General features: G+C 39.0%; 28 protein-coding genes. 20 read left to right on the top strand and 8 right to left on the bottom strand.

Annotation, left to right across the window (positions count from 1 at the left end; all coding sequences use genetic code 11):
- The first annotated feature begins 2 nt into the window (after positions 1-2).
- From ACR30L_RS03600 to ACR30L_RS03550, 11 genes are all read left to right on the top strand, one after another.
- Positions 3-533, top strand: coding sequence for an RnfABCDGE type electron transport complex subunit B (locus ACR30L_RS03600; protein WP_435236679.1), 531 nt, complete (start codon positions 3-5; stop codon positions 531-533).
- Positions 534-547: 14 nt separating this feature from the next.
- Entirely contained in the window at positions 548-2,044 is a 1,497-nt protein-coding gene (gene rsxC / locus ACR30L_RS03595) for an electron transport complex subunit RsxC (protein WP_435236678.1), read from the top strand.
- 2 nt (positions 2,045-2,046) lie between these two features.
- On the top strand, positions 2,047-3,024 hold the full coding sequence (locus tag ACR30L_RS03590) for an RnfABCDGE type electron transport complex subunit D (protein WP_435236677.1): 978 nt from the start codon (positions 2,047-2,049) through the stop codon (positions 3,022-3,024).
- Positions 3,021-3,647, top strand: a complete 627-nt coding sequence (gene rsxG / locus ACR30L_RS03585) for an electron transport complex subunit RsxG (protein ID WP_435236676.1) — start codon at positions 3,021-3,023, stop codon at positions 3,645-3,647. The genes ACR30L_RS03590 and rsxG overlap by 4 nt, the downstream gene beginning before the upstream one ends.
- An 8-nt stretch (positions 3,648-3,655) precedes the next feature.
- Positions 3,656-4,336 (top strand): electron transport complex subunit E, encoded by a 681-nt coding sequence (locus tag ACR30L_RS03580; RefSeq protein ID WP_435236675.1) that lies wholly within the window; start codon positions 3,656-3,658, stop codon positions 4,334-4,336.
- 35 nt (positions 4,337-4,371) lie between these two features.
- Entirely contained in the window at positions 4,372-4,638 is a 267-nt protein-coding gene (locus ACR30L_RS03575) for an RnfH family protein (protein WP_435236674.1), read from the top strand.
- Positions 4,639-4,647: 9 nt separating this feature from the next.
- Complete coding sequence (locus tag ACR30L_RS03570; protein WP_435236673.1) at positions 4,648-4,899, top strand: ATP-binding protein; 252 nt, start codon at positions 4,648-4,650, stop codon at positions 4,897-4,899.
- A 60-nt stretch (positions 4,900-4,959) separates the two neighbouring features.
- Complete coding sequence (locus tag ACR30L_RS03565; RefSeq protein ID WP_435236672.1) at positions 4,960-5,775, top strand: 4Fe-4S dicluster domain-containing protein; 816 nt, start codon at positions 4,960-4,962, stop codon at positions 5,773-5,775.
- 244 nt (positions 5,776-6,019) lie between these two features.
- Positions 6,020-6,556: a flavodoxin gene (locus ACR30L_RS03560; protein ID WP_435236671.1), complete on the top strand. Its 537-nt coding sequence runs from the start codon at positions 6,020-6,022 to the stop codon at positions 6,554-6,556.
- A gap of 79 nt (positions 6,557-6,635) precedes the next feature.
- Positions 6,636-7,259 carry a nitrogen fixation protein NifQ gene (locus ACR30L_RS03555; protein ID WP_435236670.1) on the top strand — a complete coding sequence of 208 codons (624 nt, stop codon included), beginning with the start codon at positions 6,636-6,638 and terminating at the stop codon, positions 7,257-7,259.
- A gap of 510 nt (positions 7,260-7,769) precedes the next feature.
- Positions 7,770-8,336 (top strand): hypothetical protein, encoded by a 567-nt coding sequence (locus ACR30L_RS03550; RefSeq protein ID WP_435236669.1) that lies wholly within the window; start codon positions 7,770-7,772, stop codon positions 8,334-8,336.
- 73 nt (positions 8,337-8,409) lie between these two features.
- On the opposite strand, the gene ACR30L_RS03545 is transcribed toward ACR30L_RS03550, so the two are convergent.
- Together ACR30L_RS03545 and ACR30L_RS03540 are read right to left on the bottom strand one after the other, a co-directional pair.
- Entirely contained in the window at positions 8,410-9,123 is a 714-nt protein-coding gene (locus ACR30L_RS03545; protein ID WP_435236668.1) for a DUF3379 family protein, read from the bottom strand.
- The gene (locus ACR30L_RS03540; RefSeq protein ID WP_435236667.1) at positions 9,116-9,682 is read right to left on the bottom strand and encodes a sigma-70 family RNA polymerase sigma factor; all 567 of its coding nucleotides are present in this window, start codon (positions 9,680-9,682) and stop codon (positions 9,116-9,118) included. The genes ACR30L_RS03545 and ACR30L_RS03540 overlap by 8 nt, the downstream gene beginning before the upstream one ends.
- 720 nt (positions 9,683-10,402) lie before the next feature.
- Here ACR30L_RS03540 and ACR30L_RS03535 point away from each other — a divergent pair.
- The 7 genes from ACR30L_RS03535 to ACR30L_RS03505 all read left to right on the top strand — a co-directional run bounded on the left by ACR30L_RS03535 (position 10,403) and on the right by ACR30L_RS03505 (position 17,291).
- A complete protein-coding gene (locus ACR30L_RS03535; RefSeq protein WP_435236666.1) occupies positions 10,403-10,771 on the top strand; it encodes a 2Fe-2S iron-sulfur cluster-binding protein in 369 nt (122 codons plus the stop codon).
- Between the two features lie 134 nt (positions 10,772-10,905).
- Positions 10,906-12,336, top strand: a complete 1,431-nt coding sequence (gene pyk, locus ACR30L_RS03530; protein WP_435236665.1) for a pyruvate kinase — start codon at positions 10,906-10,908, stop codon at positions 12,334-12,336.
- Positions 12,337-12,631: 295 nt separating this feature from the next.
- Positions 12,632-13,222 carry a hypothetical protein gene (locus tag ACR30L_RS03525; RefSeq protein ID WP_435236664.1) on the top strand — a complete coding sequence of 197 codons (591 nt, stop codon included), beginning with the start codon at positions 12,632-12,634 and terminating at the stop codon, positions 13,220-13,222.
- A 284-nt stretch (positions 13,223-13,506) separates the two neighbouring features.
- On the top strand, positions 13,507-14,001 hold the full coding sequence (locus ACR30L_RS03520) for a GNAT family N-acetyltransferase (RefSeq protein WP_435236663.1): 495 nt from the start codon (positions 13,507-13,509) through the stop codon (positions 13,999-14,001).
- A gap of 60 nt (positions 14,002-14,061) precedes the next feature.
- Complete coding sequence (locus ACR30L_RS03515) at positions 14,062-15,213, top strand: GGDEF domain-containing protein (protein ID WP_435236662.1); 1,152 nt, start codon at positions 14,062-14,064, stop codon at positions 15,211-15,213.
- Positions 15,214-15,499: 286 nt separating this feature from the next.
- Complete coding sequence (locus ACR30L_RS03510; protein WP_435236661.1) at positions 15,500-16,303, top strand: hypothetical protein; 804 nt, start codon at positions 15,500-15,502, stop codon at positions 16,301-16,303.
- A gap of 28 nt (positions 16,304-16,331) precedes the next feature.
- Positions 16,332-17,291 carry a glycosyl transferase gene (locus ACR30L_RS03505; protein WP_435236660.1) on the top strand — a complete coding sequence of 320 codons (960 nt, stop codon included), beginning with the start codon at positions 16,332-16,334 and terminating at the stop codon, positions 17,289-17,291.
- Here ACR30L_RS03505 and nifM read toward each other — a convergent pair.
- The 5 genes from nifM to nifU form a co-directional block, all read right to left on the bottom strand.
- Positions 17,265-18,134 (bottom strand): nitrogen fixation protein NifM, encoded by an 870-nt coding sequence (gene nifM, locus ACR30L_RS03500; RefSeq protein ID WP_435236659.1) that lies wholly within the window; start codon positions 18,132-18,134, stop codon positions 17,265-17,267. The two genes, ACR30L_RS03505 and nifM, sit on opposite strands and share 27 nt — an antisense overlap.
- Complete coding sequence (locus tag ACR30L_RS03495) at positions 18,131-18,613, bottom strand: nitrogen fixation protein NifZ (RefSeq protein WP_435236658.1); 483 nt, start codon at positions 18,611-18,613, stop codon at positions 18,131-18,133. Before ACR30L_RS03495 ends, nifM begins: the two co-directional genes overlap by 4 nt.
- Positions 18,614-18,804: 191 nt before the next feature.
- Positions 18,805-19,935, bottom strand: a complete 1,131-nt coding sequence (gene nifV / locus ACR30L_RS03490; protein ID WP_435236657.1) for a homocitrate synthase — start codon at positions 19,933-19,935, stop codon at positions 18,805-18,807.
- A gap of 18 nt (positions 19,936-19,953) precedes the next feature.
- Entirely contained in the window at positions 19,954-21,159 is a 1,206-nt protein-coding gene (gene nifS / locus ACR30L_RS03485) for a cysteine desulfurase NifS (RefSeq protein WP_435236656.1), read from the bottom strand.
- Between the two features lie 40 nt (positions 21,160-21,199).
- The gene (nifU, locus tag ACR30L_RS03480; RefSeq protein ID WP_435236655.1) at positions 21,200-22,087 is read right to left on the bottom strand and encodes a Fe-S cluster assembly protein NifU; all 888 of its coding nucleotides are present in this window, start codon (positions 22,085-22,087) and stop codon (positions 21,200-21,202) included.
- A gap of 405 nt (positions 22,088-22,492) precedes the next feature.
- Between nifU and nifB the strand changes: the two genes are divergently transcribed.
- Together nifB and ACR30L_RS03470 are read left to right on the top strand one after the other, a co-directional pair.
- Positions 22,493-23,971, top strand: coding sequence for a nitrogenase cofactor biosynthesis protein NifB (gene nifB, locus ACR30L_RS03475; protein WP_435236654.1), 1,479 nt, complete (start codon positions 22,493-22,495; stop codon positions 23,969-23,971).
- Position 23,972: 1 nt separating this feature from the next.
- Positions 23,973-24,170, top strand: coding sequence for a DUF362 domain-containing protein (locus ACR30L_RS03470; protein ID WP_435236653.1), 198 nt, complete (start codon positions 23,973-23,975; stop codon positions 24,168-24,170).
- A 2-nt stretch (positions 24,171-24,172) separates the two neighbouring features.
- On the opposite strand, the gene ACR30L_RS03465 is transcribed toward ACR30L_RS03470, so the two are convergent.
- On the bottom strand, positions 24,173-24,919 hold the full coding sequence (locus ACR30L_RS03465; RefSeq protein ID WP_435236652.1) for a thermonuclease family protein: 747 nt from the start codon (positions 24,917-24,919) through the stop codon (positions 24,173-24,175).
- Between the last annotated feature and the right edge of the window lie 230 nt (positions 24,920-25,149).

The following is a 25,149-nucleotide window of genomic DNA, read 5'->3' as shown; positions in this document are numbered from 1 at the left end:
ACATGGATATTATTAATTTATTAAGCTTACCACTGCTTGCAACACTAATGGGATTAGCGCTTAGTTTTGCATCGCGTTTCCTTGCAGTCGAAAAGGATCCGATTGTCGATAAGATCAGTGATCTTCTCCCTAATGGTCAATGTGGACAATGTGGTTTTCCCGGTTGTGCCCAGGCTGCAATTGCAATGAGTGAAGGAAAGTTAGGACCAGATTGCTGCCCACCGGGTGGACAAGCACTGGCACTCAAATTATCAACATTATTAAATGTACCACTGACGGCAAGCTCAGATGAAAAAGAACTCCCTCAAGTGGTCGAAATCGATCCTGAAATTTGCGATGGCTGTACGCGTTGCGCTAAAAAATGTCCCTTTGATGCCATTGTCGGGGCCAATAAACAATTACATGGTGTATTGACGGATGTGTGTACTGGTTGTGGCATGTGCGTTTCGGTTTGCCCGCAGGATGCGTTTAGCTATAAAACCGACCCTATTTTTAACGATGATTGGGCATGGCCTAAACCCGTAATAAGCTAAAAGAGGTAAGCCAAATGATTTTTTCTAAAAAGTTAATTAAGGGCGGTGTTCACCCTGTTGGGCAAAAGCAACTGAGTAACAACAGTGATATTTTGAGTATTCCCGCCCCCAAAAGACTCTTTATCGCCCTTAAACAACATTCCGGCTCACCGGCGAAACCCATAGTTAAAGCCGGAGAAACCGTGCATGCCGGTCAATTGTTAGCAAGTGGCCAAGGGGGGAGCGCAAACATTCATGCACCACAATCAGGAACAATAGAAAAAATAGCCTTGCACAACGCAGCGATTCCCGGCGGTGCTCAACAGGAAATGATCCATCTTATTTGCGATACCGGCCCACACCTCGATGAGATTAAAATTAACACGAGCTACAGCTCTCGCGCTGAATTAATCGATATTATTGGCGATGCGGGTATTGTTGGCATGGGCGGAGCGGTATTTCCCGCAGCAACAAAGTTACGATCGACACTCAATAAACAAATCGACAATCTCCTTATTAATGGCTGTGAATGTGAACCCTATTTAACCTGTGATGACCTTGTGATGCAGGAAAAATGTGTCCAAGTTGTCGGAGGCATTCGCTATCTGATCGAAGCAAGTGGTGCTAAGCGCGCTATTATCGGCATCGAAGATAATAAGCCAGATGCATTTCAAATCCTGACCGATGCCACCAGCGAAGATGATAATATCGAAGTCAGAAAACTACCTACCCATTATCCGATGGGCTCCGCAAAACAATTTATTCAAGCACTCTGTCAGATTGAAGTGCCCAAGGGCAAACGTTCAACCGATGCCGGTGTCTTTGTACAAAATGTTGCTACCTGTGCCGCTATCTATTCTGCAGTCCGTTATGGTCATCCGATGACACATCGAGTCGTCACATTGAGTGGTGGCGCGTTAGAAAAACCGATGAATGTAGAAGCGCCAATTGGGACTTTAATTTCAGAGCTACTGGCCAACTGCGGAGGCTTAAAAACATCTGCCGCACGCATTATTGTCGGTGGACCAATGATGGGCCATACCATTACCAATATCCATTCCCCCATAATGAAAGGCACCAGCGGGATCTTATTTTTAGAAGAGAATGAATTACCGCAAACGGCAAACAGTCCGTGTGTCAGTTGTGGACGCTGTGTTGCAGCTTGTCCAATGGGATTATTACCCAATGCCATGTCTCAATTAATTGAAAATGATGACCTGGAAGGTGCACTAGATCAAGGCTTAAAAAGCTGTTTAATGTGTGGCTCATGTGCCTTTATTTGTCCCGCTTCATTACCGTTAACTCAATACTTTTCCTATGCAAACGGCGAGTTAAATCGCCAGAAAAAAATGGAAAATAAAGCCCAGTTAGCACGCGAATTAAATATCCAACGCACCGCTCGATTAGAAAAAGAAGCGGAACAAAAAGCCGCAGCCAAAGCCGCTAAGAAAGCAGCAAGAGCATCAGGTTCAAGAAAACGTGAACCCCGTAAATCGACACGAAATACAAGCAAAACGACACAGGAGGTCTAAACATGCCAACAATATTATTAAGCGCACCGCATATTCATTCCGGCATGACCGTCAACCGACTGATGCGTCAGGTGATCATCGGTTTATTTCCAGCACTATTAGTCGGTTTATATCTCTTTGGTGAACAGGCATTAATGTTAGTTGTTGCCTCGTTAATTGCGGGATTACTCACCGAATGGCTTTGCCAAAAATGCCAAGCGAAACCAATGGGTAGCCTAGGCGATTGCAGCACCATTGTCACCGTTCTGTTATTGGTGATGAGTTTACCGCCTCATTTTCCTTGGTATTTGGGCGCACTCGGTGCGGCTATCGCAGTCACCCTAGGTAAACAAGTTTATGGTGGATTAGGCCAAAATTTATTTAATCCTGCCATGTTAGCACGGGTTGTTTTACTGATTTCATTCCCCGTAGAAATGACCGATTGGCCAGCACCTGATTTAGTCTTGCCACCCTTCCCTGGATTTAACGATATTGCCGATGCCTTTACCGGCGCAACTACATTGGGTTCGGTTATGGAAACGGGCAGTAGTTTAGTCACGCTTAATTTATTACCCATGCTATTTGGCATTAGCCCAGGTAGCTTAGGGGAGTCTCCCATTTTATTAACTTTGGGAGGGTTATGGATGATCTATAAAGATGTGATTGATTGGCGTATTTCAGTAAGCGTTATCCTCGGTTGTATTATTCCCGCGAGCATCGCATGGTTCTTTTCTCCCGATGTTGTCCTTGCACCACTGGCACAACTGTCGAGCGGAGGCTTACTCCTTGCGGCTTTCTTTATTGCTACTGATCCGGTCACTGGCCCAACAACGCCTAAGGGTCGCGTGGTATATGGTTTAGGTTGTGGTTTATTAATCTTTATTATTCGTGTTTACGGTTCTTATCCAGAGGGCGTTGCCTTTGCCATTTTATTAATGAATGCAGTTAGTCCGTTAATTGAAAGTACCTGTAAACAGCATACATATGGAGAAGGTAAATGAGCTTAGTTCCCGATAAGATAAAACAGACAATTGCCTATCCCGCGATATTAATGGGCGCAGTGTCATTATTGGTGTGTAGCTTATTGTTAATCACGAACAATATCACCGAGCAGCCGATTGCAGATAGACAACGTGAAGCATTAACCGAACAGCTTAATCAAGTGTTAGAGGCCGATGTTTACGATAATCACCCCTTGGATCAAAAATATAACAAAGTCATTGATGGACAAGATTACGCATTTTACCGCGCGCGATTGAACGGTCATGTGAGTGCTGTGATCTTATTTACTCACACCGTGGGTTATTCCGGTGATATCGCCCTACTGGTCGCCATCAAAGCGGATGGTTCATTGGGCGGCGTACGTGTGCTCAGCCATACGGAAACCCCTGGTTTAGGCGATAAAATAGAGTTGGCCAAATCCGATTGGATCTTAAGCTTTGCGCATTTATCTTTGACCAATCCAAATCAAACCGGTTGGGCGGTCAAAAAAGATGGCGGTCAATTTGATGCTTTCACGGGGGCCACAATTACACCTAGAGCCGTTGTAAAAGGTGTACATGAAACCTTGCAATTATTTAAAGCCAACCAAGATTTTTTCTTAGAAAAAAGTATCAGTGAATAGAGGTGAACATGGAAAAGTACAACTATAAAGAAGTCATCACCAGTAACCTATGGACCAACAATGTAGTCTTTGCGCAAATGTTAGCGCTTTGTCCGTTATTAGCCGTTACCAGTGGCGCAACCAATGGCTTAGGATTAGGGCTAATTACCACTGGCGTGATGCTTTTCTCAAGCCTATTAGTGTCATTAGTACGCCCATTGTTAACACCACAGGTACGTATTCCTATCTTTATTTTACTGATTGCAACCTTAGTTACCATTGCCGATTTAGCGATGAACGCATGGCTGCACGAATTGCATAAAGTATTGGGTCTGTTTATTCCTTTAATTGTCACTAACTGTGCCATTTTTGGTCGAGCCGAATCCTATGCATCAAAAAATCCTTGGTTTCCTGCCGTGGTTGATGGTGTCGCAACAGGGGTTGGTTTTACCTTTGCCCTTGTCATGCTAGGCGGTTTTCGAGAAATAGTCGGGAGTGGAACGTTGTTTGCCAATGCCAGTTTATTATTGGGCGATAGTTTTTCATTTATGGAATTAACGATTATTCCAGGCTACGACGGCATGTTGTTAGTCATTCTCCCCTCCGGCGGATTTATTATGTTAGGCATTCTTCTATCCGGAAAACGTTTACTCGATACATATTTAGACCGTCCAACTAAAGAGCAACCTGGCTGTCATGTTGAACCATAATCTCAATATAGATATTAGAAACAGGAATTAATATTATGAAATTAAGCGTCGCCTATGCAGCTGGTAGTAAAAGTTTTCGTCAAGCATTCGAATTAGCGGCACCCGTTACCGCTGAGCAAGCCATACATCATTCAAAATTATTGAGCGAGTTCCCAGATTTAGACATAAAAAAACTAAAAATTGGTATTTTTGGGAAAGTTTGTAAGAATACTCAACCCCTCGAAGAAGGTGATCGGGTTGAGGTTTACGAACCCACTCGCGTTGTCATTGATGACGACGACGATGATGATGATGATGACTAAGGATGAAAAATGCTACGCAATTTAATTAATATAAATAACGATCTTTGTGACGGATGTGGCGGTTGCCTAGAAAAATGCACCGAAGGTGGCTTACAACTTATTAACGGTAAAGCACATTTAGTAAACGATCTTATTTGTATCGGTTTCGGAAACTGCGTAACAAACTGTCCAACCAATGCAATACAAATGGTTCAACGTAAAGAAATACCCTCTCATCACCAATTGATCATGATTAAGAGTGACTCACTTATCTTAGTGTAACTAACGCTATATATATCCGTCATCTCTTAATTAAATCACCCAATTTAAAAGGATGGATAAATGCAGCGAGATATTATTGAAATAGATGAACAACTTTGTACCGGATGTGGCGATTGTGTTCCAGCCTGCCACGAGGGTGCGTTGCAAATTATCGACAATAAAGCCCGTCTCATCAGTGACTTAATGTGTGATGGTTTAGGCGCTTGTCTTGGCGAATGCCCAACGGGTGCGATGCAAGTTGTACAACGAGAAGCCGTTGCCTATGATGAACGCCTAGTCATGGTGAATATTATTAAAGGTGGTGAAAATGTTATTCAGGCGCATCTTCAACATATGATTGACCACGATGAACTCGATTATTTCAATACTGCAATTCAGGTTCTTATCGAGCAAAATATTCCCGTTCCTACTTACAACAGGAAAAAAAATAGCCAACCGCAACAATCCTGCCCTAGTAACAAGCATGAAAACTTAGATAACGCCCCAAAAAACACAGGCAATATCAACAGCGAATTGAGCCATTGGCCGATTCAATTACACTTAATTAATCCAGCGAGTCCTCACTTCACTCAAGCAGACCTACTGCTTGCGTCGGATTGCAGTGCCTTCGCTGCAGGTGATTTCCATCAAACGTATTTAGCGGGTAAGAAATTAGCCATTGCTTGCCCAAAACTCGATACAAATCAGGATACTTACATTGAAAAACTCACTTTAATGATTCGTTATGGAAAATTAAAGAGCATCACGGTATTAAGAATGGAGGTCCCCTGTTGCGGCGGATTAACAAAACTCGTTCAAACAGCCATGCATCAAGCTAAATGTATCCTACCGATTGAGACTATCACCTTGAACAGTAAAGGCATTGTGATTTCATAGGCCTCCTATTTCGGAGGCTCGTTGGTACTATTGTTCCATCTCGTACAAATCTGCTGATTATTTAATTAAAATTGTCTTTCTTGTACCAAACATCACAATTCACAAATATTACAATTATCTACAAAAACAAATAAAAACCATAAAAAACAAATTGTTAAATGAAAAATGCACTCTCTAGATTGCAGGCATAATTCCTGCAATATGTTATGAACAATAAGCACATATTTTCTACAGGAGCAGGATCATGGCTAAAACAGGCATCATTTTTGGAACGGATACAGGTAAAACACGTAAAATTGCAAAGCAAATCTTTAAAATGCTCGACAGTGAAGATGTTGCGAAACCGGTTAATATCAATCGTTGCTCAATTGATGAATTGCTTGCATTTGATAACTTAATTATCGGCACCCCAACACTTGGCGAAGGTGAATTACCAGGTTTGTCTGTCGACTGTGAAAGCGAAAGCTGGGAAGAAATTGCAGATGCACTTGAAGAAGCCGATTTCAGTGGAAAAACAATCGCGCTTTATGGTCTAGGTGATCAGGAAGGTTACCCCGATGAATTTGTTGATGCTCTCGGTGAACTTTATGATATTTTCTCTGCTGCAGGCGCGACCATGATTGGACGTTGGCCAAATAACGGCTATGAATTTAATAACTCGGCAGCATTAGATGGCGATGAATTTGTCGGATTGGTATTAGATTTAGACAATCAATCAGGCTTAGTTGATGAACGACTTACTGCTTGGTTAGATATCATTAAACCGGAACTCGGTTTGTAATCTATTTGGTCGTCAAATTGGTATTATACGCTAAACCAAGGCAACCTAAGGACATCCCTCGCTTTTCAAGGAGATGAATATGGAACAAGGACTTCACCATCATAGGATTGATGATCAGACTGAAAACTCGTCTAAAAATTTAATATTACCAATCCACTATTCATCTTTAAACCTTGGTTTTTGCAAGCAAATAATGCGCGCTCAATTATCTGGTTTAATTGTCCTTCCCCATGGACTTGGACTAGATAATCAAACATATTTAGCACTACAGAAAGCCATTAATGACCAACAAATTTTCAACTTAGAACAGGCATGGCATCAGCAAGATTCAACATTTATTCGTGAACGCGCTGCATTTTGTGGTGAACTATTTGCGATGAAAGCAGATGAACGATATGAACTAATCAATTTATTGTCGCAATATCAAAATCAACAAGATCCCTCTTCACAATTAATGGCCGTTATTATTGCAACGGCAAGTTTAACCAAATTTCATCTCTGGGAAAGTCTTGGTTTAAAAGAAAGAAAAGACTTGGGCAGTCTAATTAATCATAACTTTCCTGAATTATTCGCACTTAATACCGATAATATGCGTTGGAAACGTTTCTTTTATCGTCAATTATGCGAACAAGGTGGCGACTATATTTGCCGCGCCCCAAGTTGCCAAGAATGCCAATCTTATCGAGAATGTTTTGTTTCCTAAGAAAAATAAAAAGGACAATAAAAAGTAGCGTAAATATTTGGCTAAAAAACGGCAGCAACATGAAAAGTTGGCCATGATAGTTAGCACTTTATCCGTAACCAAACCCATTTATTTTATGGATACGTTCAGGTTATATACTAACATTCGATAAGGACTAGCCATTAAAGATGTAAAGTCTTGTTTTTACATCTACCGATAGAGGATTAACGCAGTTAATCGCTCGAAAGGTCATCATGTTACGCCTTGCCTTGGTATCCGAGCTAGTGACTGATAAACGCATCTTGATTGGTAACGGGTATAACAATAATGAAGCACACCTTTTAACGTATAAACGAAAGCTGAAATATTGTTAATATCACACTAAATTTTAACGACCTTAATGTCTCAGATTGAGAGATGCATTCAACTTCCCCATTAAATCATCCTTTAATAATACAAACTATTCTTCCTATACTCTGCAAAGCTAAGTAAGATAATCACTTAAATGAGACTAAGGAGAAATAAAACAGCATGGATATGTTGCAAGAAGTAGTCAGGATCTTAACGATCTATCAGGGCGAAGTGATTATTGCCAATCCAAATGTCCCAGAAGAAATGGAGCACTATGCTCGTGCTGCAATGGATATTCCTGATAATGAATATGTGATGGCCGCCATGCGTACATCATTTAAAAAATTTCACCGAGGTATAATTTTCGGACGTGATGGTATTTACTGGATTAATGGCCCCGCCGTTGAAACAGACGTTAACCATTTAACCTGGCGCGAGCTGAGTGAACGTAAAAAACAGATTCGTTCTCTGTATAAAAAAATTGGCCTAGGAGAAGGCGCTGTTTTTGATAATAGCGGTACTAACCAGGGTAATACTTTCTTAATGAGACTGTTAGACCTATTAATTGAGCGCTATGAAGAACAGGAAACAACCCAAGATGGGTTTATCTTTGAACCCGAAGAGCCAGGAATACTCGTGCGCACCATTCCGACTAATAAAGCTGAATTGAAAGCAGATAATGCAGCCAGTGCAGCCGAAGCAGGCATTGGTTTAGGCGCATGGATGAAAGGTTTTTTTACAAAATAAAATAGCCAAAAAAAAGCCCCTTTCACTTAGGTATTTTTAAGTCAAAGGGGCTAGAAGGAAATCGTTTAATTAGCTAAATATTCCAAACAATATTTTCTTTTAGTTTTTGCTGAACTTTATTAAGCGGCTCATCCATTTCACCGACAATCACCACATCGGCTTTACCCATTTTTTCAGTCATTCCTTTCAAATGTTGATCATGAAATTCTGCTTTTTCAGCAAACCCAGCATCACCCGGTACGACAAAGACAGTAACAGGTCCCATCTCCCCCTTCATCACCATATGTAAAGCTCGCGTCCCTTTAAAGTCACAAAAATTAACAAAGGTCACTTCACCTAATTCTGATTTAACCTCTCCACCATAACTGGCCAATTTTGCATTGATCATCGGTAGAGTCGCCTTTTCGTCAATCTTAGAGGTCATATAATACTCATGTATCACATGCTCCATCGCCACTGTTCCCATATCTAAAGGCGATTGGGTGAATGAGCTCAACGATGGCAAGCTAATCCCAATAATAAAAGCAATCGATGCCGCAATGGCAATATGCCAACGATTACTGGATTTTTTATCATTTTCAATGGCAAAGCTTTGCTCTAACAAAATTTTATCTGCTAAATTATCTGGTACAGGTACCTTTAACATTGATTCAAGTTGCGCATCAAATGCTTTTGCTTCTTTTACTAATGCTTTGTTTTGTTCATTTGTTTCGACACTGTCTAGGAATTCTTTGCTTTTGTCACACGGTGTCGCAATTGCGGTATGACGGAATAAAATATCATCCATGTGCTGCCTCATTTTCTTTACTTACTGTGGTTAATGATGATTTTAATAGGTTCTTTGCTCTGAATAATCGCGTTAGTACGGTATTTTTATTGAGCTCTAATTGCGTCGCAATTTCTTCTGTACTAAATCCAGCAACCAATTGCAGCAATAATGGATCTTTATAATCGTCGGGCAAAGTCAAAATTTTTCGTCGTAACAACTCACTCTCCATTTCGGCAGAGGAATCATATTCGTCAGCGACAGCATGATCTTCAATATCAACTATCTGTAATTGCTTGCGTTCAAATCGACGTGCATTTTCACGGCGCAGTATTATAAACAACCACCCCTTAGCTGATTTATCATCTAATAGACTGTCCAAACTCTTCCAAGCTCGAAGACAAGTTTCTTGTACTAAGTCTTGTGCAATGTCCGGATCACGGCAGATCCAATAGGCATATCGGTAAAGATCTGGGCTATAAACATTGACAAGCGCTTCATATCGTTTCTGTTTTTTATTCATATCTTTAAAGACCGAGGACTCAGCACTTTTATTTCGCTTTCGAGCAAATATATTCATTCTTTTTTATCCCACAAAATTCTGTCACTATTTTTGTTCTTTTTATTATCATGAAATTGTTGCTAATCCCCTGAAAAATAAAGATTGTACAAATAAAATTAAAATATAAAGTTATTTAATTATTTTATTTATTTTTTTGAAAATAATTCACGCTAATATAAGACTAACCATTACATTATAGTATAATCACCATTTTGAATGATTGTTCAATAAAAACAAGTTTTGTCGCTTTAAAACAATATTAAATAAATATATAAATTATATTTAAAATACATATGGAAGGTGTAATTAAATTGGTACTTAAACACATACAATATTGTAATAGTTACCTCCTTTTGTCACCTTTACGATAACGTATTATTAACTGATTTTTGAAGTCGACTAAATCCTCTATGAAATTTACGATTATTTTTTATAAAAAGAATTAACCACCGCTAAAATAAAATATAACAACTTGTTTTAAAAGGTATTTAATTAATATTCCATTACCCTATTCTATTTTTGAATAACCTCATTATTATACAATCCCCTCCTTTCTTATGGCGTATGAATTGCAATAACTTCAACACCAATTCACTTATTTATTGGTAAAAATGTATTAAATGTGAGAAGGATGGTGATTGAAATATATGCGCGACAGCAGTTTATAACCGTTTTATTCAAAACACTTCCCTCCCATAACGCATTTAATACCTATCCATTCAAAAAAGGAGAAGTTATATGGCTACTATCTATTTTTCATCGCCAATTATGCGTAAAAATAAAAAAGTAACCCCTGTCGTTGGGACGCGTGACGCTATCTTAGGCATCGCAGAAAAAAATGGAGTGAATATTCCCCATGAATGCCGCGATGGTCGTTGCGGTTCTTGTTTAGTTGAAGTGACACACCTTGATGGCGAAAATATACGTGGTGCAATGTTAACTGATAAAGAACGTGAAGGACTTAAAAATATTGGCAAACTATCCGTCAAAGATGCAGAGCGCGCTTCAGTCAATGATTTACCCCCTAAATATCGTCTTGCTTGCCAAGCCATTATTACAGACGAAGACGTACTCGTTGAATTCACCGGTGAACCTGGCGGTGCTTAACTAATATTCCCGTTATCTCTCAATGTATGAAAATCAGAAAACAAGAGATTAACGACTTCATGACGATTGATAACGGGTATACGAGATGAATATTTTAAGCTTAAGACAGACCCTAATTTATACAGGAGTATAGAATGACCAGACGTACTAAAATTGTAACCACGCTAGGCCCAGCAACAGATAGAGACAATAACCTAGAAAAAATCATTGCCGCTGGTGCTAATATGGTACGCATGAACTTTTCTCATGGTGAAGCGGTTGATCATATAAAACGCGCAGAGCAAGTTCGTGAAATTGCAGCACGCCTAGGAAAAGAAGTCGCTATTATGGGCGATCTTCAAGGCCCCAAAATTAGAATATCGACCTTTAAAAACAATAAAATTAAGTTAGCGGTCGGTGATAAATTTACCTTAGATAGTGATATCGAAAAAGGTCAAGGAACACAACAAGCTGTTGGCTTAGATTATAAGACTTTGCCACAAGAAGTTGATAAGGATGATATTTTACTACTTGACGACGGACGCGTTCAGCTAAAAGTTACTGCCGTAATCGGTAATAAAGTAGAAACGATGGTAACAATTGGCGGCCCACTTTCTAATAATAAAGGGATTAACAAACAAGGCGGCGGTTTGTCTGCTCCCGCGTTAACGGCAAAAGATAAAAAAGATATTATCACTGCCGCCACTATCGGTTGCGATTACTTAGCCGTTTCCTTCCCCCGGAATGGTAATGATCTCCACTATGCAAGAAAACTCGCCATTGAAGCAGGTTGCGACGCCAAAATTGTAGCAAAAGTTGAACGTGCAGAAGCCGTTGAAACCCAAGAAGCACTGGAAGATATTATTCTCGCTTCCGATGTAGTGATGGTTGCACGTGGCGATTTAGGGGTTGAAATTGGCGATGCCCGTTTGGTCGGAGTGCAAAAGAACATGATCCGGACAACGCGCCGTTTAAATCGTGTTGTTATTACTGCAACACAAATGATGGAATCGATGATCAGCGCCCCCATGCCGACTCGTGCCGAGGTCATGGATGTTGCCAATGCAGTACTCGATGGCACCGATGCAGTAATGCTTTCGGGTGAAACCGCTGCGGGAGACTTCCCCGTTGAAACAGTGAAAGCAATGGGCGAAGTGTGTCTGGGCGCAGAGAAACATCCGAGTATTAATGTGTCTAACAACCGAATGGCATGTACCTTCGATGATCTAGGTGAAGCGATTGCAATGACTACTATGTTTGCAGCAAATCACACCAAAGGCGTTAAAGCGATTGTGACAATAACAGAGTCCGGTACCACACCATTATTGATATCACGCTTGAGTTCTGGCTTACCTATCTACTCGCTTTCAAATTCAGCCCAAACTCGACGTTATTGCGCTCTATACCGAGGTGTCACACCGGTTTACTTTAAATCACCGACAAACAATAGCCATGAATACATTCGTGAAGCACTCGATACCTTAAAAGACGCCGGTTATTTAATAACGGGTGACTTAGTACTATTAACCCATGGTCACAATATGCAAGCAGGTTCTACCGACACTTGTAAAATAGTTACCGTATAACTCCCCTTATTACAGTGGGTTTACTATGTCATATATACTCAGTAGTAAACCCAGTATTTTGCTTATTCAAACAGGCTATTTTTAGCAAAGAAAATAACGTATTCAATGGAATGTATCAGCGAATTATCATTTAGGCATTCTTTACACAAAAAACAGGTGCAAACAATGAAAATAAAAAACACAAAATAAATACAAAGCATCAACAAACGGGAATGAAAATTCTTAACATTTATGCTATATTTATATAACCTTCTTGCACAATCCATCTTCTAATAATCGCTTAAGGAATAATAAAATGATAAAAACAATTAATATTCTGATAGGTCTATTGTTTACTATGAATATCAACGCAACGGTATTAAATTTCGAAGATATTAAACTTGATACTCCATATGTAACTTTAGCGTCGATTGATCAAAATGAATACGCCGGTTTTACTTGGGAGCATAATTGGGCAGTGGGTAATGTTAGCAATAATAATTATGCCGATGCAGCACTATCAGGTAGCCAATACCTTTCAAATTTCCGAGCAGACAAAAACTTAACGATTAGCGCAAATACTCCCTTTGACTTTGATGGTGTTTGGATAGCTACGCCATCATTAACCAATGTTGCTAAATGGGTTTCTATTTCAGCCTTTGATCAATACGATCAAATGATTGGCACAACCGGACAAGTTGCTGTTAATCAAGAATACTCTTGGGTTGCGGGTATTTTTGATAATGTTTCATACTTAACTTTTACAAGTGACGCTTTCTGGTATGTTTTGGATGACTTCACCTATAACTCCGCTTCTACTAGCGTACCTGCACCAGCACCTTTTGCATTTCTTGCTTTTGGATTGTTCGGTTTAACAATACTTAAAAAGAAAAAAGTTACTCATTAAGATGTATATCCCATTACCATTTAAAACATAAAATTAGCAAGTCCTGAAATGAATGGATTCTCATTAACGATCTAACTGATGATATCAAGACTTTATAGCAACAAAATAGTTGCCTCACGGCTTGCTCATTGCTCATACCTTTTCCCACCTCCTCCATAAATACAGATATCAAGCTCCCCCAGGACAATGCGCAACCAATTATTTCCATGTTATGATAGATAACTCATTGTATTAATTAAAACTAAGGTATAACGTACCTTATTGTTTAACGTAAAGTTGTCGACATGGATATTGAAATCAGAAAAATACAGAATAATGATGCCAGTGGGTTTTATGATGCGCTTTGTTCCGTTGCCAGTGAAGGCGTTTATTTATTAACCACTACACCACCACCTTATGAAAAGATGGAAAATTTTGTTAAAAATAACGTCGCAAACAATAATGCTCAGTATGTTGCTCTATATAACAATAAAATTATAGGCTGGGCAGATATTGTCCCATTAGAGCGTAACACCATGACGCATGTTGGTCACCTTGGTATGGGTGTCTTAAATCAATTCCGCAGTAAAGGAATTGGCTTGCAATTACTGCAAAAAACCATCGACCATGCATTTAGCCAATCATTAACACGTTTAGAATTAGAAGTGTTTTCGGATAATCAGTCAGCCATTGCACTATATAAAAAATGTGGGTTCAGTATTGAAGGGGTAAAAAAACATGCCCGTTTTTATTCAGGCAACTATCAAGATATTGTCATCATGGCTCAATATCAACTGTAAAGGTAAAGCAAAGAAAACAGGATAACTATTTAAAAAATGAGTCATTGTTAATGGGGATTTATGCATTTTAGTTTAGAAAGAATCCAACGATTTGTTGACCAGATTGTCACTAAAAGCAATTGCCAAGATTGTAATGATATACTGCGTTTAAATCATTATATCTGGCTATCGATTATAGCTATTCCGTTAAGCTTTATTTTCATCACCAAAAACATTCTGCTCGAACACTACAATATTGCTATCACCGTTGCGTGTTTTTTAGTCTTTATTTTTTCTTGCCTATTTATTATTCCAAAAGTTAAATCATTAAATGTAATTTACCATACCAATAATTGTGTTTTTATGGCGATGCTACTGCTAGTTTCAAATTACGGTAATATCCCAGAAGGGCAAATCTTATGGTGTTATGTTTATCCACTACTGAGTATTTTCTTATTCGGTCACCGAATCGGCGTTAAATGGAGTTTATTTCTCTTAGTCGCAGTAATAACCAGTTTACAATTTAATACTACAATACAAATTAATCAGCACTTTGAGTTTGAAGTCCGTTTTTGTATTATTTACCTTACCGTACTCAGTATTACTTCTTGGCTTGAATACTCACGCAGCCGTTATATTGAAACCGTTCGAAAACAAAGATATAAACTAGAAACAGAAAGAGAGCGTTTAAGTGAAGAGGTAAACAGACGCACTCAATTAGAAGAACAGCTCAATAAATTAGCCAATCGCGATGATTTAACTGGATTATTTAATCGACGCTACTTTTTATCTAAAGCCAAGGAGATGCTCACTCAAAGTCAGCGATATAACACAGTGTTAGCTATGGCAATTATTGATATCGATAATTTTAAAAATATCAATGATAGTTTTGGACACCCTACGGGAGATGAAGTACTAAAACGCCTTGCGAAGGAATATAAACAATTCTTTAGAGAGTCAGATATCTACGGTCGAATTGGTGGTGAAGAGTTTGCCATTTTACTACCGCAATCATCAACCAATGAAGCTTTAAAAACAATGGATAAATTCCGACAAAAAATCAGTGAACAACATTACTTATTTAACGGCAATACAATAAATATAACCATCAGCATTGGCTTAGCCGTCACGAGCAACAATCTTACAAGTATTGACGAACTCTACTCAATCGCAGATAAAGCACTATATCAAGCGAAAAATAATGGCCGAAATCAGACCCTATTCGAAAAGTAACTCCCCTCCCACACACTTTCCTTCATCTTTATATCCCCTAGCAACCTAGAAAACATCGTAAAAGACATATTAATCAGTGCATATTAAGGCATGATCAAGCGATTAATAAGTAATAAAAAAGTAAACGTTTATAGCTCTAAGACATACATCAACGAGCAAGCTATTATGTGCAAAAATCAGTAAGAGGCTAACTTATGATAAATATTTGTGCGTAATAATCATCAACTCACCACAGATCATTTGTATCAAATAGGAGCCCAATAAAGTCTATTTAATTGGAAAATAAATGTGTAACGGCAAGCTTCAAAAAACAAAATTAAAATTCAAAAAGATAAAACAGTACACATTAAATATGCTGTCGGTAAAACATCAAAAACGAATTGCAATCGCAGGTTGCTTTAGAAGTGGTACTAATTACACCAAAACATTATTAGAAACAAATTTTCATTGCCAAGTTAAAAATGATCTGTTTGGTTGGAAGCATGGTTTTATCCCTATCATAACAAAGGGCTCGTCACTAGATCATACTGTTTCCTTTGATGCGGGTGTATTTGTAACTAAAAATCCTTTCTCTTTTCTGGTTTCTCTTTTTAACTACTTTGAATCGGTGGACAAGAATATTCAGGCTGAAAAAGAGTTTTCTCAATTTATTGCAAGCAAGATAATAATCCGCGATTCAGGACAAATAAACTCACCATCACTTCGATTTTCTAGCCCAATTGAACTTTGGAATATGATGAATTGGAACTACCTTTCAAGCCCTAATTTCACCCATATTAGTTATGAAGCTTTACTTGAAAATCCAGAAACATATATCAATCAAATTGCAAAACAAATAAACATTGTGAAGAAAAAAGGCCCACTTAAATTTCCAACTAAACAAGTAAAGCGAATGAAGGACAATCACAAATTTGTGATTCTAGAAGAATATGAGTCCACACAATCATTCAATAAAAGTAGCTATCAAGACCATCAATATATGAACCGTTATACGTTATCTGATATCGAATTAATTTTGGAGCGATTGGATGATGAACTAGTTCAGCAACTAGGCTATACCGATTTAATCAATTTTTTAGTCAAAAAATAAATTTTGATATTTGCATAAGAGATAATATATGTTCCCAGCAATTTTTAGACGATTCAAAAAAAATATAAAGAATAAAAATCAAAGTTTACGAAATATGCGTCGACTTGAAAACATAACAAAAAGAGTTCTTAGGTGTAATGAACTGCAATCAATAGCGATAAATAGTACCCAGAAAATGATCGATTCATCTAATCATAACAATAACTTAGTAGTGAGTTTAACCACCCATTCTAAACGAATCCATGATGTTCATTTAGCAATAGAATCAATTGCACAGCAATCCATAAAGCCAAGTCGTATTATTTTATGGTTAGATGAAAATGAATTCTCAACCGACATGCTTCCCTCTATTTTATTACGACAAAATAAACGCGGATTAGAAATTAAATATTGCCGTAATTTGAAATCTTATACCAAAATAATCCCAACACTGCTTGAATGCCCTACATCAAATATCATAACAATAGATGATGACATCATCTATCCCTATGACATGTTGGAAATCTTGTTAAAGGACAGTCAAAATTATCCGGGTATTATCATTGGTCATCGCGCTCATGAAATAACTTTAACTAAAAAGGGAACGCTGCAAAAATATAATAATTGGAACAAAAACACATCCAATTGTTCCCCATCGCACAATATTTTTTTAACTGGTGTTGGAGGCGTTTTATATCCATCAGGTTGCTTTAACAGGGAAGTTTTTAATGAAGAAGTTTTTATGGATATTTGCCGCTTAGCAGATGATGTATGGTTAAAGGCAATGGCCATGATCAATAATACTCTTTGCAAAAAAGTCGATGATAGCAGGTCTCTATCAAATCGTTTATTTGTGCTTCCCGAACATCAAGATATTGGACTTAACACCATGAATGTCGCTAAAGATTTAAACGATGAACAACTAGAACGTGTTGTTAATAAATACCAATTATTAACAACATGGAATAACGCATATTCAATTTCAACGGCTTATGCCCACTGTCAATAAACTACTCACCCACTTTTTTTCAGCCTTTTTCTTCCGATGCTCATTAAGTTGTTTGAGCACAGCTTCAATGGCATCGGCTTCAGGTGTATTTCCTGCTGGATAAACTTCATGGCAAAGTAACAAATGCAACCCAATTTCACTTTCTACTACTGAGCTAATGGTTTGTGGTTCCATCGTAAATAAAACTAACTCTAATTCAGGATAAAGTTGACCACGAGAAACTAAACCAACTAATCCTTGATTTAAAGACGTTGGACATTCCGAATATTTCGCGGCCAGTTCTGCAAACTGACTGATGTCATTATCTAACTGTTTTTTAATACCGATTATTCTCTTTTCTGCCAGTGCCCTTTTATTTTCAGCAAATTCATCGTTGATTGTAATTAACAAGTGACTCACTTTTCGACGTTCTGGATGGTGAAAACGCGCTTTATTTTTATCATAGTAAGCCTTCGCTTCTTGATATGTTGCTCGTGGATAATGTTGGCTTTGTGATTCAATGGTTTTTTCACAAAGAAGATCTTGATAAATCGCTAAATTTAACGCTTCCTTGGTCAATTCTTGTTGCTCTAGTGATAAATCAAAGCTTTCTGGATTATCAAACTGTTGCTTTAACTGTTCAATAATAAACTCAACTTCCTGCGGCTTAACTTGCTCAGTTTTTGCTTCATCACTGGCTAATACAGCGACCATTAAACGAAGCACAACATCGACTTGTTTATGCAATGCAGCAAGGACTTCATTATCGAGATTTTCAGGGGCGCTTTGATAATGATTCCACGCCAACTTGATCAATTGATACTGTTTATTGATAGTGTATTCGGGTGAAAGTAATTTACTCATGAATATCTCCCTAATAGTGCAGGAGCAGCGGTATCCAGCTTTAGCACGCTCTCGGGGATAACCCAGGAATTTGAATCAACACCTTCACTGCGATCGAAAGAAACACGGTAAGTTAATGGTTGCTCTTTATTTTCAATACCCAATATTGTCCCAATATCCCCATTACTAACAACCACTTCCCCACCACTAGCCAAAGACCTCTGAACACTTACTTTGTCGCCTCTTTCAAATAAACGTTCAATCCAAGGCTCGTCTATTCCGGCCACTTCAGTATCTCGACATCCAATGGTAAATCCCTGTTCAAGAAATTGTACTTGGTAGATAACCTGATCTTGCAAAAATTTCCCCATGCTTTTTATAAAACCAATACTCCCACGCCGTACCAATAAGGTGCCACGATCCGCCCCCATAAATGTCCCATCATTTCTTATATTTCGAATAACTCGCACTTTTTCACCGTAATCAAAGGTCTCATCCATTTTCATTTTCCTTATATACTTAATTTGGGATCTATACCCGTTACCAATCAAGATGCGTTTATCAGTCACTAGTTCGGATACCAAGGCAAGGCGTAACATGATGACCTTTCGAGCGATTAACTGCGTTAATCCTCTATCGGTAGATGTAAAAACAAGACTTTACATCTTTAATGACTAGTCCTTATCGAATGTTATAACGCAGTATTGGTGTTCGAGCACATTTGATTTCTCATTCCCAGCAATTCTTCATCGGAGGGGTTACGCTTACATTGCTCTGCAAAGGTTTGAACAGCGTGTAATAATTTATCGGTTTGTACCTTATCTAGGGAAATACCAATACGAGAAAAAACAGCTTGAACAGCACCTAGTCCGGAATGTTTTCCTAATACGAGGGTATGATGACGGCCTAATAAATGCGGATCAACACCTTGATAATTGCGCACATCTTTGACTAAACCATCAACATGAATCCCCGACTCATGGGTAAACACCTGTGCACCCACTAAACTTTTTTGACCGGGAACAAGACGCCCTGACGCCTTTGAAACGGCATCACATAAAGCCGGAAAGTGATCAATATGGATCCCAGTAGACTGCTGATAACATTGTTCTAAGGCAATCACCACCTCTTCTAATGGCGCATTACCTGCCCGCTCGCCTAAACCTATCACTGTGGTATTAGCAAATTGTGCCCCAGCCTTAATTGCAGCCAATGTGTTTGCAGTTGCCATTCCCAAATCATCATGGCAATGAATCTCAATGGGTAAAGGCTGCTGTTTAACTAAATATTTAATGTTATCGTAGGCAGTAAAAGGCTCTAATATGCCAAGGGTATCTGCGTAGCGTAAACGCATTGCACCTGCCATCGCTCCTAAAGTTGCGATTTTCACCAGGAAATCCGGTTCCGCACGAGATGCATCTTCACAGCCGATACAAACTTTCAAGCCTTTAGCAACCGCATAACGAATACATTTTTGCATATCCGCCAATAACTGTTTTTTAGTCGACTTTAATTTATGTTCAATCATCTGTTGAGAACTTGGAATTGAAATATCGACCCAATCTACCTTCAATGCGGCGGTCATTTTAATTTCAGACTTTTTAGCCCGACACCAAGCCATCAAGGTGCTATTTGGTAACGCCTGACGGATCGCGGCAATGGTTAAACATTCCTCTTTTCCCATCACAGGAATCCCAACCTCAAGATGCTCAACCCCTGCATTAACTAACATCGTCGCAAGGGCTATTTTTTCCTGACGGTTAAATGCAACGCCGGCGGTTTGCTCTCCATCTCGGAGGGTTGTATCATTAATCGTAACCATAACAACACCTGAATTTGATTAAGCGACAGCAGGTTCAAAGGCTTCAATATCAAGCGGTTGACCATCTTTCCAATAGGGAGAGAAATCACGTAATTTAGCAATAATTTCTGGCACCACTTCAATGACTTTATTAATTTCTCTTTCTCGCGTGTAACGGGAAAGTGAAAAACGAATAGTGCCATGTGCTGCTGTGAAGGGAATTTGCATTGCCTGCATAACGTGGGAGGGTTCAAGTGAGCCAGAAGTACATGCACTACCACTTGATGCCGCAATACCATGTTGATTTAACAACATTAAAATAGCTTCACCCTCAACATATTCAAAGGCTATATTACAGGTTGTTGCAACACGATTATCAGGATCTCCCGTCACAAAAGTATGCGGTACCTGTGAGAGGATCCCTTCTTCAAGCTTATCGCGTAACGCTTTTATTTTCGTATTAATAGTACTTAAATGTAATTCAGCTTGCTCTGCCGCCACACCGAATGCAACGATACTTGCGCTATTTTCAGTCCCAGCACGACGGCCACGTTCTTGATGCCCACCACGCAATAGCGGTCGATAACGTACACCACGTCGCACATACAATGCGCCAATACCCTTCGGTGCATGTAATTTATGTCCAGAAAAAGACAGCATATCGATATCCGTATCCTGCACATCAATTTCCATTTTCCCAATCACTTGTACAGCATCGGTATGAAACAGGATACCTTTCTGTTTCGCTAATTTAGCCATTTCTGGTACGGGGAAAATCGTGCCTGTTTCATTGTTAGCCCACATAACCGTAACTAACGCGACATTGTCAGTTAATAAGCTAGCATATTGCTCAAGGTCTAACTGTCCTTTTTTATTCACCGGCAAACGATGAATTGTATAACCTTCGCGCTCGAGTTGTTCACAGACATCGAGAGTCGCGGGATGCTCAACCGTGGTTGTTATAATTTCTTTTTTATTCGGACTCACCTTCAATGCAGAATAGATAGCAGTGGTTGTTGATTCCGTCGCACAGGATGTAAAAATCACTTCACTATCATGCAAAGCACCAATTAAATCTGCAACTTGTTTACGGGCTACTTTTAATTTAGCGCCGACTTGATCACCAAAGCTATGAATAGAAGAAGGATTCCCAAATTGTTGGGTAAACAAAGGCATCATTGCTTCAACGGCCATTGAATCGACTTTCGTGGTGGCATTATTATCTAAATAAATTGGTTTAATCATTATTGTTTACTCCTACTTAATTCTTTGAATAACATCACGATTATGCGATTACTTCGGTATGTACTGGTTGATGATTAACCACGGGAATTGCCCAACCGAGTGCTTCACTGATTTGCTGTTGTAACCATCCCAATGTCATGTCCGTCATCATGCACCCTGTACAGGCACCCGATAAACTGACCACGATAAGATTTTCACTCGCTTTCACTAACGTCACATCACCACCATCAGCTTGTAAATAAGGACGTAGATCGCCAATGACTTCTAAGATTTTTTGAGTAAACCCGCTCGTTGGAGGTAAAGAAGTGACCGTTTTAACGGGAATACTTTCAGAAGCATTCACTTCAGGCGTTTGCTTCGCAGCCATCACCGTATCAATCACCATTTCTATTTTTTCATGGCAACTTGTACAAGCCCCACCCGCTTTGGTGTAGTTGATAACATCTTCGATGGTGGTTAAACCATGCTTTTGAACTGCACGCGTAATTTTTCCTTCATCGACAGCAAAACAACGACAGATTAATTTACCTTCTGCATGATCATCATCGACTAGCTCAATGCCACGATAATTTGCAATCGCCGCCTCTAAGGCTTCCTGACCCATTACCGAACAGTGCATTTTTTCTGCGGGTAAGCCCCCAAGATAATCAACGATTTCTTGATTAGTCACCTGCTCCGCTTCAGCAATTGTTTTACCGATAATTAATTCCGTTAATGCCGATGAAGAAGCAATTGCACTTCCACAACCAAAGGTTTGAAATCCAGCCTCTTCAATAATCTCGGTGTCATCATTCACTTTTAATGTAAGGCGTAATGCATCACCACAACTGATAGAACCAACATCACCGGTTGCATTGGCATCGTCCAACGCCTTTGCGTTTCTTGGATTAAAAAAATGATCTTTTACTGTTTCTGAATAGTTCCACATAAACACCTCGTCATATATTTGCTATCTATTGTATGAATTTTACATTTGCAATACGTTTGAATCCGTTAGAGGCACTGCTGCAAAACTTAGACCAAACAAATAAAACATTATTTTTCATATGGTTAAAAAAAATAACAACGGTAAATACAGAACGGTGTAGGAAGCAATGTTATGTTTGTCGGATATGATACATTGGCTAAAAACGAAATAATGATGCTTATGTGGGGATGTAAATTTTGCGACAATTGTCTTCTATACCACCAATTTATACTTCAAAAAATAATAGACATTCATAATTGAAAATTAATAAATCTATATTTTTCAATCTATTAAGTTTTAAAATCTCACTGGTACAAAGGTTGCTACGTTACAAGCACGTAATCATTCTTTATCAGGTAGAGACTTATGAATCATAACAATACCAGCACAAATGCAGTTGTAGAAAAAGCAACGCGACCTAGCTGCAAATCAAAATGTGAAAGCGATCTGTTAACTCCAGGGATAAAAAATTCAGCTTCTACCTTTGGCGAATCGCAACTACAAAAAGTAGCAAACCACCCATGCTATTCCAATGATGCACATCATAAGTATGCACGTATGCATCTTCCCGTTGCGCCAGCTTGTAATATTCAATGTAATTACTGTAATCGAAAATATGATTGCTCAAATGAATCTCGTCCTGGTGTCGTTTCTGAATTACTCTCACCAGAGCAAGCATTACTGAAGGCACAAGCCGTCGCAAAAGCCATTCCACAACTCTCTGTTATTGGTATTGCAGGACCTGGCGATCCCCTCGCAAACCCCGTACGCACTTTTAGAACGTTAGAGTTAATTCGAGAAGCGATGCCCGATATTAAGCTTTGCCTATCAACCAATGGGTTAACATTAATTGAGCATATTGATGATTTACTTAAATACGGCGTGGATCATGTCACGGTAACCATCAATACACTCGATGAAGTCATTGGTGCACAAATCTATAAATGGATTTACCTTGATGGCAAACGTTATAAGGGAGTCGAAGGTGCAAGGATCCTGATTGATCGACAAATACAAGGCGTTATTGCATTAGCAAAAGCTGGCATACTGACTAAAATTAACTCGGTATTAATTCCAGGCATCAATGACGATAACTTACCCAACTTAAGTGAAGAACTACGACGTAATGATGTTTTCCTACACAATATTATGCCGCTTATCAGTAAACCCGAACACGGTACGCATTTCGGATTAACGGGGCAAAGAGAACCACTTGAATCGGAGCTTAATCAAGTTCGCGAACTGGCGGGGTTAAATGTAAGCCAAATGAAGCATTGCCAGCAATGTCGTGCCGATGCGATTGGTATGCTAGAAGAAGATCGCAGTAGCGAATTTAATATTGAAGCACTCAAACCTATCGCAGATGATTACAAACAAACGATGCAAGATCGCTGTCGCTTTCAATCTGCAGTGGTGAGCAAAGGTATATCAGAAACACAGTCTTCCTTAGTGGTCGCCGTTGCCACTAAAAATAATGCGCAAATTGATCTTCATTTTGGTCACGCAGATTGTTTTAAAGTCTACCTTGTCACTCGCCATGAACAGCATTTTATTGGTGAACGAAGAATAACCCGCTATTGCAATGGGGCAGATGATTGTAATGATATGCCAACGAGTCATGACAATAATTTACAAAGTACAATCAAAGCATTACATGGTGTCGATCTCGTTTTATGTAGCCGTATTGGTACACCACCAACGGAAGCATTAGAGGCTGAAAATATTAAACCGGTCACCGATTATGCCTACCATAGTGTACATTCTGCACTCGCTGATATTTTTGCTCAGTATGTAAAAGTTGCCGAAGCAAAATGGTCAAAACGCCAAGTCCTAGAAAGGGTTTAATATGGCACTACAAATAGGGAAAGACTGCATTGTCTGCTACGCCTGTGACACCGTGTGTCCGACGCAGGCAATCAGTATTGAAAATAATACCTTTGTGATCAATCCAACACGTTGCAACGAATGCAGTGATAATGAATCACCGCGTTGTGTCGCAATTTGCCCAGAGGAAGGCGTGATAACACCATTAATTACACCTTGATATTATTCGCTCAGTACCTGAACGGGATGATAAATATTCATTTTCAATTGCTCACGAGAGAGGAACACCTTTCCCGTGACCAATAACTTATCCCCTTGATTAAATGTCATCTTCAGTGCTGAAAATCGACTTAGATGATGGACACTGATCCATATAGTTAATCGATTTCCGAGTGTTAATCGCAGCCCTTTTTGATTCAACTTAACTGCGCTAATTTCACCTCGAATATACCGATAACCTTTATCTTTTTTTGTTAACTTTGCTGCAAGTAAAGGCTCAAACTCAGACCAAATTCCTTTGTTGGCCAAACGCGCTTGTTTCTCTGCCTGCTTCTGACATTGCCAAAAACGATCATTGTCGCCTATCACCCATTGTTTAGCGAATCCGCTTTGTAATTGTAAAATAGACAAATTACGACCCGTTTTACTATAAACATAAGCTAATAGTCTGCCGTATTTATCGCGTTTAGTATTATCAAACACCAAATGAACAGGATCGCCAATACGTACATACTTCTCAATTAATGCTTTCGCTTGTAATGCATAGGGTGCCGATTTATGTAAGTGCCGGTAATTTATCTCAGGCGTATTAATACCAATAAATCGAACGCGTTGGCCGCCACTTAGCGTTATCGTATCGCCATCATTAATTTGCTGCATAACGGCGGTCTTATCCCAAGGTGTGTAGGGACAAGTCACTGAATAAGCAAATGATGAAAAACCTATCAATAAAAGCAATAATAATGGCAAATTTTGTCCTAGAAAGTATCTCATCTCTTTACTGTAGATGAGCCTTTATCAAAAGGGGGAAAATTCAGGCAAAAATTGCGATTAAATTTAATAATGATTTGTTCGTGATATTTAATGATTTAAAAATTGTTGTAAGCTAGGCTTGTTGCTAGAATGATGCGCAATATATATCCCTATTACCAATCAAAATACATATTGAAGCGCAATGGGTAAAGCCAATGACTGGCATT

This window comes from Psychromonas saccharinae, assembly GCF_051201515.1.
Taxonomy (GTDB): Bacteria; Pseudomonadota; Gammaproteobacteria; order Enterobacterales; family Psychromonadaceae; genus Psychromonas.
The sequence above is the reverse complement of the archived record's forward strand: the minus strand, read 5'-3'. Positions and strand labels throughout refer to the sequence as shown.